Raw genomic sequence first — 12945 nt, 5'->3', positions numbered from 1 at the left:
GGGCGTTTACTCCTTCGCCGTGGCGAGTTCGGGTGTCTGCTGACGCTGACGATTGGCGGCGCGGGCCTCGGCAAGGCGGCGGCGCACCTCGTCCTTGGGGCCGAAATCCTGCATCCGGCCGGCGCGCAGCAGCAGCAAGAGGTTGGCCTCGTCGATCATCGCGGCGGCATGGCCGACCGCCACGACGATACCGCCGCGCGCACGGACGCCGCGGATTGCGGCGGCAAGGGCGGCGTGGCTTTCCGCATCGGCGTGGGCAGCGGGATCGTCCAGGACGACGACGAACGGATCGCCGTGCAGGGCGCGGGCGAGTGCGATCCGCTGACGCTCGCCGGCGGAGAGGTCGCCGTCGAACGGGCCGACTATGGTGTCGTAGCCGCGCGGCAGACGGACTATCATGTCGTGGATGCTGGCGGCGCGGGCGGCGGCGAGGACGGCGGCGGGGTCGGCGGCGGGATCGAACGCGGCGATGTTCTGCGCGACGGTGCCCTCGTACAGCTCGGCGGATTGCGGGAGATAGCCGATGTGGTGGGCGAGGGCGCTGGCCTCCCATTGGTCGAGCGTGCCGCCGTCGAGGCGGATCTTGCCGACGGCGGGCGCCCAGCCACCGACCAATGCCCGCAGCAACGCCGACTTGCCGGCCGCCATCGGTCCGGCGACGACGAGCACGTCGCCGGCGGACAGGTCGAAGCCGATCTCGCGCAGGATCACCCGGCGCGTCTCCTGTACGACAAGCGACAGCGTGTCGACAGTCAGCGACCGGGTCGGCGCGGGGAGCGGCAGGCGGGCTGCGGGATGCGGCAGGGCAGCCAGCAGCGAATCGACGTGGCGCCATGCGGCACGCGTCTCGGCAAGTGAATCGACCGTCGTCATCGCCCCGGCGAGGGCGGCGAGCGAGCGTTGCGTGACGAAGGCGGCGGCGGCGATCGCCCCGACGCTGGCCGCATCGTAGATCGCCATGACGCTGCCGACGGCGACCGCGACGACCCAGCCGAGCAGCGTGATCATCGCACCCGTGATATGGCCACGGCCGGCGGCAATGTCGACGCGCTGGGCGAGTGCGGCGGTGCGCTGACCGGCGCGGCGGCGGGCGGTGGCGGCATGATCGTGCATGCCGAGCGCGCGCAGCAGGACGGGGTCGCCGACGTCAAGCACCAATTCGGTCGCAGCGTCCTCGCGCGCGGCGTCTGCGGTCTGCGCTGCGGTCGTGGCGCGGACGAGCAGCGCCGTCATGACGCTCACCGTGACAAGCCACGCGATCGCCAGCCACACGCCGAGGCACAGCAGCACCGGCAGCGCGACGGGCAAGATGGCGAGATCGAGGAAGGCGACGACGCCGCGGCCGGCGATGAAGGCCCGGACGGTCTGGAGCTGGTTCAGTGCGGTGATCGCGCGGCGGCCGGTGCGCGGGTCCGCGGCCTGGGTCATCGCGCGCGCCAGCGGCTCCTCAGCCCGGACGAAGAGGTTCGCGCCAATGCGAGCGAGCAGCCGGGTGCGCAGTCGCGCCATACCGACCGTCAGCCCGATCCCGCCCAGCATCATCGCGACCATGCCGCCGATCGTCGCACCGCTGCGGCTGGCGAGCGCGACGTCGAACAGCATCATCAGGTACAAGGCGGCGGCGACTGGCAGCAGGGTGAGGCCGAACGTCAGCGCGACGACGGCGGCACCGGCGTGGCGCGACCGGCCGAGCATCGCGCGAAGGCTGGAGCCGGGAGCGGCGGAAGGGTTCATCGGGTTGGCTCGCGAGGGGGAGGGCGTTGCCGAAACCCCTACGCATCCATGTTTAAGAAGCTGATAACCAGCGGCTCGTTCGCTTCCGCGAAAATTTTCACCAGCTACCGGCGATGATTACCACGCGACTGGTCAGACGCCGACGACGATCATCCTAGTCATGGCCGTGAGCAGGTCCTTGCCATCCCAGATTGCTTCGAAATCGACCGCCGTACCCAGCGGTATCATGCGATCAATGCCGGCGGGCAAACCCGTTTGCGCGGCGGACCGCCAACCGGCTGCATCAATGCCTTAGCTGACGATTGTCTGCCAATTCGACCGTACCAAGGCGGCAAGCTGCGTAAGGTCGTCGAATCTGCCCTCCCGAAAGACTCGGCTGGCCGCGCCTGCGGGCTCGCCGAGCAAGGCTGAGCGACCGCCGATCACCCGGACGCAGTCGTTGCGCGTCGAGCGGATCGTGGCGCGTTCGTCAATCGCAGCCCCTTCTTCGGCAAGGAGCTTGGCGAGCGCATGAGCATCCTCCCATTCGAACCCGGCATCGTCCGCTGCAGCTTCGACCGCAGTCCAGAAGCCATTCGCGGCAGCCCGTGGCGTCCGTTTCTGTTCCGCCCGAGACGATGCTGCGCGGAGAGGAACATGCTGCTTGCCCGAAACACAAGGAGTTGTTCGCGAGTTTGCGTGCCAAGCCGGCATGGTCGGTCGTCGCGAGCCGCGCCTGCGCGTCAAGCACGGCAAGCGAAAACTTGTTTGGGAAGACGAGTTCGGCGCCCGCCACTGCCAGCGGACTCTGCCGCCCCACAGACGACGAAATCGGAACTCAAATGATTGGTGAATGTCGATAGCTCGGTTCAGGCCCCAATCACAGCCAGAAGATGACGGTTGCGGCGAGCGGGAAGGCTGAGAAGAAGGCGGTCGGGCATCGCTCGTAGCGGGGGGCGACCCGGCGCCAATCCTTCAGGCGTCCAAACATGATCTCGATACGGCTGCGCCGCCGGTAGCGGCGCCTATCGTATCTGACCGGCTCGCTGCGGGGTTGCCAAATTGGTATGCTGGGTTGGATGCCCCAACCTGTTTGATCTCACGGTTTGATGGTGCGATCCATTCGTTGGAATGGAAGGAAGCCGTATGGGAGAGGTACGTCACGGGAGCGCCACGAGCACGCACGCCGTTCGAGCAGCGATACAGCGATCGCAGGCTTCGCTCGCGACGCTGAGCTGCGAGTTGGGGATCAACCCGAAGACAGTCGCGAAGTGGCGCAAGAGGGCAACCGTCGAGGACCTGACGACCGGGCCGAAGGCCCCTTATTCAACCACCCTGACTGAAGCCGAGGAGGCAATGGTCGTGGCGTACCGCCGGCACACACTGCTGCCTCTCGACAATTGCCTTTATGCGTTGCAACCGTCGATCCCGCACCTGACCCGGTCAGCGCTGCATCGCTGCCTGCAACGGCATGGTATCTCCCGTCTGCCGGGCATCGAGGGCGACAAGGCTCTCCTGAGCGAAGTCGAAGGGCCGAAGCGTCAGCGCCTCAAACGCTACCCGATCGGCTTCTTCCACATCGACATCGCCGAGGTGCAAACTGCCGAAGGCAAGCTCTACCTGTTCGTCGGCATCGACCGTACGAGCAAGTTCGCGGTCACCCAGTTGGTCGACAAAGCCGACAGGCGGACAGCGTGGGAGTTCCTTGAACGCCTGCTGAAGGCCGTGCCTTACCGCATCCACACGATCCTGACCGACAATGGCATCCAGTTCGCCGAGCAGCCTGGAAACCGGAACACCGCCTGGTCGCGCCAAATGCGCTTCGACATGATCTGCGACGCAAACGGCATCGAGCACCGGCTCACCAAGCCCAACCACCCGTGGACGAACGGCCAGGTCGAGCGGATGAACCGGACCATCAAGGAGACGACCGTCCAACGCTTCCACTACGAGCGCCACGACCAACTCCGGACGCCCCTCACCGACTTCATGGCAGCCTACAATTTCGCTCACCGGCTCAAGACGCTCAGCGGGCTCACACCCTACGAATACATCGCCAAAATGCCGGAACTAAACACCTAAGCAGTTGCTCCAGCTCCTCGATCTCGCGGTGGTACGTGTCGGCTAGGCCAGGATGGAAAGCCAGCACCGGCAGGACATCTATGGACGCGAGTTACCGGCGCAGGCGCTCGTGATCGTCCCGCTGTCAGCGATGCCTTGATCGCCGGGAAGCTGGAACCGCCCTCGGCGACCGACGCGACCAGGCGGTCACGCTTCCGGTCCGCCTCTGCCAGCAGTCGCTCGATCTTGTCCCGGCCTCGCGGAAGCTCCCTCACCTGGCGGGCACGCTCTAGATGGTATTCGCGGACGAATGCCGCGACCACGTCAGGTGCAAGCATCTGGCCCTTCAAGTCAGCCATCATCCTCGCCTCACATCGGTGCTGCGTGAGCCGCCGGCGATTCGTGCAAACCCGGTCGACCGCACGGGCGCAGACCCAGACCTTTGAGGGGTAGGCACCGCTATTGCTCACTTGTGGATCGCTCGTGCCCTCCCGCCAACCAGCGCCAGTCTCATCCCAATCCAGGAGGCATGCTCCAAGCTAAACGACACCGGCGAGAAGCCACCGTACGGACGCCCATTGTCTGTGGATCGTTACCATCAGTGTTCGAAACCTCTGCTCGCCTCTGGAGATGCGCACCTACTTGGCTACCTTCGAATATGATCAAGTTTGATTGCAACTACTTTAATTCTAGCCGGCCGGAGATCACCCGATCGCCTGCAAACTTGATCAAGCGATGCGCCCGATAGCTCACTCAAGAGAGCTACAAAATGTAGCACCATCATGCCAATCTAAGGTAAGAAATTACGAGCTTATGAAATCCACCCTCCCAACGTCACGAAGCTGCAAGTATTATATGCAAGACATATAATACTTCAAAGTTGCTGCTTATTGAGCCTACACTTATTTATTAACGCATGGCAGTGATTGATTTGGGTAATCCAAGAAAGTATTCATGAATTATGGAGGCATCGGGAAATAAAATCCTCATTTGTCGGGTGCTAAGCAAGTTGACAGAGTCAACTTCGCTAATGGCCTCTTCGTATGATTTCGCCTTTCCGCGAAATCCTAAACGTATTTTCAACATCATTAGTGCTCGAATCTTGCGGGGTAGATACTGGAACAGGGGGGTTCTAAAATGGGGCTCAAAAGGGAACCAGTAATTCGGCGTCTGCACATAGTAGTGTGGTGCAATTCTTCGTACTTCTTGAGCCATTAATTGGATATCATGCCAATCCCCCACATGCTCTATAACGCTGTTAGAATGCACAATATCATAGGCCATGTCACTAAAAGGAATATTCCTAGCGTCGCCACCTATAATCCTATACTCACCCAGCATGCCATCGCTGGCGCCATAGTTTAGGATAGTTATTTCAACTTTATAGGAATCCCATAATGGCCGGAGACCTTCCCAATATGCCACAGTCCCGCCAATATCAATAATCTTTATAATCGAACGAGTTTCGCTCAACATCGCTAGCATATTTGTAAACGCTGAAAATCGAGCGCGACGAAAAGAATTCACGTCGACGTTGCTGTCTGGTGCTTTCCTCGCATCGGTGCGTCCAAAAGACATGTTGCTAAAACCTTATATACACCATTAATGAGCTTCTCGCGATGGGTAAGCGTATGCGAGCTCGCTGAACGCCTTCAACCCTACGTCCAGTTCAGATTTAGATGGTCGCTAGCGGCTTGGCTATCCCGAACTGGATCTGCGAGGAAGAACGATGCCATCCGCGAAGACATCGGCGTAGCAGTGGATCTTGCATCGTGATGGCCGCAGCTGCTCAATTAGCGATGTTGCAGGCGGCGAGATGGCGCTTTTAAATGGAAGCAAAGGGGCTTCCGCCAGAGGCATGTCGAGCTTTGAGGTTGCCGCCTAGGTGTTTGATCTCACGGTTTGATGGTGCGATCCATTCGTTGGAATGGAAGGAAGCCGTATGGGAGAGGTACGTCACGGGAGCGCCACGAGCACGCACGCCGTTCGAGCAGCGATACAGCGATCGCAGGCTTCGCTCGCGACGCTGAGCTGCGAGTTGGGGATCAACCCGAAGACAGTCGCGAAGTGGCGCAAGAGGGCAACCGTCGAGGACCTGACGACCGGGCCGAAGGCCCCTTATTCAACCACCCTGACTGAAGCCGAGGAGGCAATGGTCGTGGCGTACCGCCGGCACACACTGCTGCCTCTCGACAATTGCCTTTATGCGTTGCAACCGTCGATCCCGCACTGTCAATCGGCGTCCAAAAAGGACCCCCTATCGGCATCCAAAAGGGACCCCTTCGTCGAGCGGTGTGACGGGTATGCGGGTTATCTTCTAAACTGGGCAACCAGCTCGAGAGCATCGCTGATACTGCTATGCGCCGCCTCACCGTCGCCCATGTTGCACGGCTGAAGGCCTTGGCCCTGCGGATCGGAAAAGCCATCGCCGCCGTCATCGCTTTCTCACCCGATTTGGCAGCACGGGATGCATTGCTACGCACCGCACCAGGCGTCGGGTCCATCGTCGGCGCATTCCTAATAGCGCGTGTTCGAACTCGGACGCCTCTCCAGCCGACAGGTCGCAGCCCTCGCCGGTCCGGAACCGTTCGATCGGCAAAGCGGCAAGACTAGCCGGCCTGGACGCTGCTTGGGCGGCAGACCGACCGTCAGACGTTCTCTCTACCTGGCGGCGCTCACCGTCGCGCGCTCAGGCAAAGGGCACCTCGCAGCGACCACCAATCGGCTGCGCGAGGCGGCAGACCTCTCAAGCTTGCGATCGTCGCCCTCATGCGAAAGCTCCTCATCACCCTCAACGCCATCCCCAAAATAAAACATTCAATTTTGGACCGCCTGACACAGTTGCTCAGGAGAGCGCTGGCTTCGGCGGTCTGCACCTCAGCGATAGCCATATGGAAGAAGCCAATGAGACAGCGGTTGAAGCGCTGACGCTTCGGCTTGTCGCCACCGAAATCCGGTCGCCGTGAGATGCCGTGCCGCTGAAGGCATTGATGTAGCGCTGAGCGCGTCAGATGCGGGATCGACGGCTGCAGGGCATACAGGCAGTCATCCAGCGGCAGCAAGGCATGGTGCCGGAACGCCACAACCATTGCCTCCTCGGCTTCGGACAAGGCCGTGGAAGAAAGTGGATTCGGCCCGGGCTTCAGATCCTCGCCCGTCGCACGCTTCCGCCACTTCGCCACCGTCTCTGGGCTGAGCCGGAAACTCAGACGGTGTGCATGGTCCCGTCATCAGACTAGGTGTTTAGTCTCGGCATCTGGTGGATCGGGTCGACGATGAACCGGTCTGGCTCTGACGTCCATATCGTGGCGACGTATTCGTAGGGCGTGAGCCCGCTGAGGGTCTTGAGCCGGCGGGCGAAGTTGTAGGCGGCCATGGAAATCTGTGAGATGCGTCCGCAGCTGGTCATGGCTCTCGTAGTGGAAGCGTTTGACGGTCGCTTCCTTGATGGTGCGGTTCATCCGCTCGACCTGGCCGTTCGTCCAGGGATGGTTCGGCTTGGTGAGCCTGTGCTCTATGCCGTTCGCCTCACAGATCATGTCAAAGCGCATCTGACGCGACCAGGCCGTGTTGCGGTTACGCGGCTGCTCGGCGAACTGAATGCCATTGTCGGTGAGAATTGTGTGGATGCGGTAAGGCACAGCTTTCAGCAGGTGTTCGAGGAACTCCCACGCCGTGCGCCTGTCAGCCTTGTCGATCAGTTGGGTGACCGCGAACTTGCTGGTGCGGTCGATGCCCACGAACAGGTAGAGCTTGCCTTCGGCAGTCTGAACCTCAGCGATATCGATGTGAAAGAAGCCGTTGGGATAACGCTTGAAGCGCTGGCGCTTCGGTTTGTCGCCCTCGATATCCGGCAGGCGGGAGATGCCGTGCCGCTGGAGGCAACGATGCAGCGCTGACCGGGTTAGGCGGGATCGATGGCTGCAACGCGTAGAGGCAGTCGTCGAGCGGCAGCAGTGTGTGCCGGCGGAAGGCGACTACCATTGCCTCCTCAGCCTCGGACAAGGTTGTTGAATGAGGGGCCTTCGGCCCGGTCTTCAGATCCTCGACGGTCGCCCTCTTGCGCCACTTCGCCACCGTCTTCGGGTTGATCCCCAGCTCACGGCTCAGCGTCGCGAGCGAAGCTTGCGATCGCTGTATTGCTGCTCGGACGGCGTGCGTGGTCCCTTCGTCCGGCTCAGGACAGGCGTGGCGCTCCCATGACGAATTTGTCCCATACGGCTTCCTTCCATTCCAACGAAAGGATCGCACCATCAAACCGTGGGATCAAACGCCTAGGACGGATCGACATTCATCGCAGCCAGATCATGGCGGCGGCAAGGTGGACGAAGCCGGTGAAGTGGATGATTCGGCGGTCGTAGCGAGTGGCGAAGCGTTGGAAATGCTTGAGGCGACTGAAGCATCTTTCGATCTGGTTGCGATGTTTATAGATGGCGGCATCATGCGGGATGGCGACCTTACGGTTGCGCTTGGACGGGATCACCGTTTCGGCGTTCATCGCGGCGATCTGGCTACGTAAGTCATTGCCGGCATACGCCTTGTCGGCAAGTACGGCTTTGCCGCGCTGGCCTTCGAGCAGTCCAGGTGCCGAAGCGATGTCGCTGGCTTGCCCGGGCGTGATGTGAAAGCCCAAGGGCCGGCCGAACGTGTCGGCGAGCATGTGAACCTTGGTCGTCAGGCCACCTCGGGAACGCCCCAGCGCCTGATCCTTGGCCCCCAATTTTCCGCTCGCTGCCTGCTGGTGCGCGCGAACGATGGTGCTGTCGATCATCAGATCCTGGTTGTCCCGGTCGGCTGTCAGCGCCTCGAACACCCGCTCCCAGACGCCGGCACGGCACCAGCGGCTGAAACGACGGTGCACCGTCTTCCACTTGCCGTAGCGTTCCGGAAGATCGCACCAATGCGCGCCAGAGCGCAGCACCCACAAACATCCATTCACGAACAAGCGGTTATCCGCACCCGTTCGGCCAGGATCAGCCGTCTTGCCCGGAACCAGCTACGCAATCCGCAACCATTGCGCCTCGCTCAACTCGTACCGCTTGATCCCCACCATTCGCTCCGCGTCTCGACACGGATGCCCATGAATCAGCCTTCAGGTCGTTTGGAAATCCTGAATGTCGATCTGGCCTAATGGAGTGGCGGCTCTAGCCCGTGAGGATGAAGCAAAGCTGTCGGCGGAGCGAGCCGAATTCGTGTCGGCATCGTGTCATTCGACGAAGGCCGGCGGTTCGGCAGGCTGGCGTTCGCGACTGGCGCTGGGTAGGAGCGCATCGGTAACGACCATCGCGCACAGCATCCCGAGGGGCGCAGTGCGCGAATGTACAAGGGATTTTCATGCGCATCACGATGATCGGTTCGGGCTATGTCGGCCTCGTCTCCGGTGCCTGTTTCGCCGATTTCGGCCATGAGGTTTGCTGCGTCGACAAGGATCAGGGCAAGATCGACCTGCTGTTGCAGGGGGTGATGCCGATCTTCGAGCCGGGTCTGGACGAACTCGTCGCGCGCAATGTCGCCGCGGGGCGCCTGCGCTTCACCACCGACCTGCCGGAGGGCGTGCGCGATGCGGAGGCGGTGTTCATCGCGGTCGGCACGCCGTCGCGCCGCGGCGACGGCCATGCCGACCTGTCCTACGTCTATGCGGCGGCGGAAGAGATCGGCCGCTCGCTGACCGGCTTCACCGTCATCGTCGACAAGTCGACCGTGCCCGTCGGTACCGGCGACGAGGTCGAGCGGATCATTCGCGAAGCGAACCCGGAGGCGGATTTCGCCGTCACCTCTAACCCGGAGTTCCTGCGCGAGGGCGCGGCGATCGACGACTTCAAGCGGCCCGACCGCATCGTCATCGGCTCGGAGGATCCGCGCGCGCTGGCGGTGCTGCGGCAGGTCTATCGGCCGTTGTACCTGAACAAGTCGCCGATCGTGGAGATGAGCCGGCGCGCGGCGGAACTGACCAAATATGCCGGCAACGCGTTTCTGGCGACCAAGATCACCTTCATCAACGAGATCGCCGACCTGTGCGAGAAGGTCGGCGCCGACGTACAGGACGTGGCGCGCGGCATCGGTCTGGACAAGCGGATCGGCGACAAGTTCCTGCACGCCGGCCCCGGCTATGGCGGATCATGCTTCCCCAAGGATACATTGGCGCTACTGAAAACCGCCGACGATTTCGAGGCGCCGCAGCGGATCGTCGAGACGGTCGCGGCGGTCAACGATCACCGCAAGCGCGCGATGGGCCGCAAGGTCATCGCGGCGATGGGCGGCGACGTGCGCGGCAAGACGGTCGCGGTGCTCGGCCTGACGTTCAAGCCCAATACCGACGACATGCGCGACAGCCCGGCGATCGCGGTGATCCAGACGCTGCAGGACGCAGGTGCAACCGTGCGCGCCTACGACCCCGAGGGCATGGAGCAGGCGAAGAAGGTGCTCGACACCGTCGTCTATTGCGAGGGCGCGTACCAGACGATGGAGGGTGCGGACGCACTGGCGATCGTGACCGAGTGGGACGCATTCCGCGCGCTCGATCTCCGCCGCGTAAAGTCGCTGCTGACCGAGCCGGTGATCGTCGACCTGCGCAACGTCTATCCGCGCGACATGGTCGAGGAGGCCGGCTTCACCTATTACGCAGTCGGACGCTAACCGAGCATCAGCCGCGCCCCGATCGCGAGGAACAGGGCCGGTGGCATCGCCACCAACCCGACCTTCAGGAAGCGCAGGAAGCCGACATCCTCCCCCTCGCGCCGGATCGCCGCGAGCCACAGGATCGTGGCGAGCGAACCGGTGATCGACAGGTTCGGACCGAGGTCGACGCCGATCAACAGCGCGTCGACGACGATCCGCGGCGGCTGCGCCTGCGCGATCGTGCTGGCGGCGATCAGGCCGGCGGGCAGGTTGTTGGTCAGGTTGGATGCGAACGCGAGAACCGCGCCGGATACCGCGGCCGCTTCGGTGGGCGACGCGGCGGAATAGGTGCGGAGATGGCCGGCCAGCGCCGCGACCACGCCGGTGCGATCCAGCCCCTCGACCAGCACGAACAGCCCTGCGACGAGCGGCAGCACCGACCACGATACGTCGCGCGCGATCGGAAGCGGCGACCGCCGACTGCCGACGCACACCAGCGCGGTCGTAACGATCCCGGCGAGGCATGTGGGCAGGCCCAACTCCCGGTCCAGCGCCGACGCCGTCACCAGCACCGCCGCCGTCGCGACAATGCCAGCCAGCGCGAGCGCACCGCCGCGCGACAGGAGAAGCGGCTCGACGTTGCTTTCACAAGGCATCGCCAGCCGCTCCCGCTCGACCCAGCGCAGCGCCACGAAGGTTGCCAAGATCGCCAGCGCCGAGGGTAGGGCGAACGATGCCAGCCATGCCTCGAGCGGCGGCATATGCCCTCCGTACAGCACCAGATTGGCGGGGTTGGAGATAGGGAGCACGAAGCTGGCAGCGTTGGCGACGAGCGCACAGGCGAACAGCATCGGCAGCGGGTCCGCTTTGGCCCGCCGCGCTGCCGCATAGACGGCGGGGGTCAGCACCACCGCAGTGGCATCGTTGGACAGAAAGGTCGTGACCAGTACGCCGACCGCGAACACCAAAGCGAACAGCCGCGTCGAAGAACCGTTGGCGTGTCGTACGGCCTGCACGGCGACCCAGTCGAACAGCCCCGCCTGCCGAGCGGTTTCCGACAGCAGCATCATGCCGATCAGGAACAGGTAGACGTCGGCGCCCTTCATCACTGCGCCAAAGGCGAGCGTCGAGGCGATCAGCCCCGTGCCGACCAGCACCACCGCGCCGGCGACCGCCCATACCGCCTCGGGCAGTCGGAACGGGCGCACGATGACGCCGATGGTCGCGATCAGGCAGATGGCCCAGACAGCCAGTGCTGAAGACGCCACCGACACGTCGGGCAGCACGCTCAGGTCACCGCCGCCCGCTCGCGGTACTCCGCGCGGTCCCACGCGCGCTCGCGCATCACTGCCGCCAGCGTATCGACCGCGCGCCAGACATCCTCGTGGCTGGTGTACAGCGGTGTGAAGCCGAGCCGGAGTATGTCGGGCGCCCGGAAGTCGCCGACCACGCCGCGCGCGATCAATGCCTGACAGATCGCATACGCCTCCGGATGTCCGTAGGACACGTGGCTGCCACGCGCCGCCGGATCGCGCGGGCTCGCCAGCGTGAACCCATGCTCTCCGCACAATTCGTCCATCAGGGTCACGAACAGCGAGGACAACGACCGCGACTTTGCAACCAGAGCGTCGAACGCGACCTCTTTGAACAGCTTCACGCCTTCTTCCAACGCCGCCAAGCCCAATATCGGCGGCGTGCCGCACAGGAAGCGGGCGATGTCGGCGGCCGGCACATAGCCGTCGTCAAAGGCGAACGGCGCGGCGTGGCCCATCCAGCCCGATAGGGGCGATCGCAGCCGCGCCTGATGCCGTTCGGCCACGTACAGGAAGGCGGGCGCACCCGGTCCACCGTTCAGATACTTGTATCCGCACCCCACTGCGAGATCGGCGTTGCAGCCGTTCAGGTCGACCGGCACCGCACCGACGCTGTGGCTCAGGTCCCACAGCACCAGCGCGCCCTTCGCCTGTGCGGCGGCGGTGATCCCGGTCATGTCGAGCATCGCGCCGGTCTTGTAGTGGACGTGGGTCAGCATCACGACCGCGACTTCGTCGCCGATTGCCGCGACGATGTCCTCGACCGGCAGCGTCCGCACCCGTGCTCCGGTGCTCCACGCCGCCCCATCGGCGACATACAGGTCGGTCGGAAAATTACCGGGCTCCGACAGGATCGTGGTCCGCTCCGGCGACGCCTTCACCGCCGCGACGAGCAGCTTGTAGAGATTGACCGAGGTCGAATCGGTCACCAGAACTTCGTCCGCCTCCGCGCCGATCAGCGGTGCGATCCGCCCGGCGACCCGCCGCGCCGCGCCGATCCAGTCGGCGCTGTTCCAGCTGCCGATCAGGTCGCGGCCCCATTCACGCTCCACGACCTCCTTCAGCCGCGCAGCCGTGGTTCGCGGCAGGGCACCGAGCGAATTGCCGTCGAGATAGGTCACGCCCTCGGGCAGCGCGAACCGAGCGCGCATCGGCGCCAGCGGGTCGACGGCATCGAGCGCGCGTACGGCGTCGAGATCGGGACATTTGGAAAAGCGCGACATTCTGCATGATCCTATCG

General features: G+C 63.5%; 9 protein-coding genes and 4 pseudogenes. 4 read left to right on the top strand and 9 right to left on the bottom strand.

Features of this window, described 5'->3' with window-relative positions:
* Positions 1-6: 6 nt before the first annotated feature.
* The 3 genes and pseudogenes from AC0CH8_RS05085 to AC0CH8_RS05075 form a co-directional block, all read right to left on the bottom strand.
* Complete coding sequence (locus AC0CH8_RS05085) at positions 7-1734, bottom strand: ATP-binding cassette domain-containing protein (protein ID WP_465238961.1); 1728 nt, start codon at positions 1732-1734, stop codon at positions 7-9.
* 469 nt (positions 1735-2203) lie between these two features.
* Complete coding sequence (locus tag AC0CH8_RS05080; protein ID WP_465238960.1) at positions 2204-2509, bottom strand: acyl-CoA reductase; 306 nt, start codon at positions 2507-2509, stop codon at positions 2204-2206.
* Positions 2510-2593: 84 nt separating this feature from the next.
* A pseudogene (locus AC0CH8_RS05075) lies at positions 2594-2797 on the bottom strand (transposase); the annotation flags it as partial.
* Between the two features lie 62 nt (positions 2798-2859).
* Between AC0CH8_RS05075 and AC0CH8_RS05070 the strand changes: the two are divergent.
* Complete coding sequence (locus tag AC0CH8_RS05070) at positions 2860-3795, top strand: IS481 family transposase (protein ID WP_465238959.1); 936 nt, start codon at positions 2860-2862, stop codon at positions 3793-3795.
* Between the two features lie 888 nt (positions 3796-4683).
* Here AC0CH8_RS05070 and AC0CH8_RS05065 read toward each other — a convergent pair.
* The gene (locus tag AC0CH8_RS05065) at positions 4684-5352 is read right to left on the bottom strand and encodes a class I SAM-dependent methyltransferase (RefSeq protein WP_465238958.1); all 669 of its coding nucleotides are present in this window, start codon (positions 5350-5352) and stop codon (positions 4684-4686) included.
* 364 nt (positions 5353-5716) lie between these two features.
* Between AC0CH8_RS05065 and AC0CH8_RS05060 the strand changes: the two are divergent.
* Both AC0CH8_RS05060 and AC0CH8_RS05055 read left to right on the top strand, forming a co-directional pair.
* Positions 5717-6019: pseudogene (locus AC0CH8_RS05060) on the top strand (transposase); the annotation flags it as partial.
* 282 nt (positions 6020-6301) lie between these two features.
* Positions 6302-6586, top strand: coding sequence for a transposase (locus tag AC0CH8_RS05055; RefSeq protein WP_465238957.1), 285 nt, complete (start codon positions 6302-6304; stop codon positions 6584-6586).
* Positions 6587-6599: 13 nt separating this feature from the next.
* On the opposite strand, the pseudogene AC0CH8_RS05050 reads toward AC0CH8_RS05055, so the two are convergent.
* From AC0CH8_RS05050 to AC0CH8_RS05040, 3 genes and pseudogenes are all read right to left on the bottom strand, one after another.
* Positions 6600-6923, bottom strand: a pseudogene (locus AC0CH8_RS05050) (IS481 family transposase); the annotation flags it as partial.
* A gap of 86 nt (positions 6924-7009) precedes the next feature.
* Positions 7010-7991: pseudogene (locus AC0CH8_RS05045) on the bottom strand (IS481 family transposase).
* 74 nt (positions 7992-8065) lie between these two features.
* Positions 8066-8770: an IS5 family transposase gene (locus tag AC0CH8_RS05040; RefSeq protein ID WP_465239157.1), complete on the bottom strand. Its 705-nt coding sequence runs from the start codon at positions 8768-8770 to the stop codon at positions 8066-8068.
* Between the two features lie 338 nt (positions 8771-9108).
* Between AC0CH8_RS05040 and AC0CH8_RS05035 the strand changes: the two genes are divergently transcribed.
* On the top strand, positions 9109-10410 hold the full coding sequence (locus AC0CH8_RS05035; protein ID WP_465238956.1) for a UDP-glucose dehydrogenase family protein: 1302 nt from the start codon (positions 9109-9111) through the stop codon (positions 10408-10410).
* On the opposite strand, the gene AC0CH8_RS05030 is transcribed toward AC0CH8_RS05035, so the two are convergent.
* Complete coding sequence (locus tag AC0CH8_RS05030) at positions 10407-11660, bottom strand: arsenic transporter (RefSeq protein WP_465239156.1); 1254 nt, start codon at positions 11658-11660, stop codon at positions 10407-10409. The two genes, AC0CH8_RS05035 and AC0CH8_RS05030, sit on opposite strands and share 4 nt — an antisense overlap.
* A 20-nt stretch (positions 11661-11680) precedes the next feature.
* On the bottom strand, positions 11681-12928 hold the full coding sequence (gene kynU / locus AC0CH8_RS05025; protein WP_465238955.1) for a kynureninase: 1248 nt from the start codon (positions 12926-12928) through the stop codon (positions 11681-11683).
* Positions 12929-12945 lie beyond the last annotated feature (17 nt).

It is taken from the genome of Sphingomonas sp. AC435 (assembly GCF_979253005.1).
The sequence above is the reverse complement of the archived record's forward strand: the minus strand, read 5'-3'. Positions and strand labels throughout refer to the sequence as shown.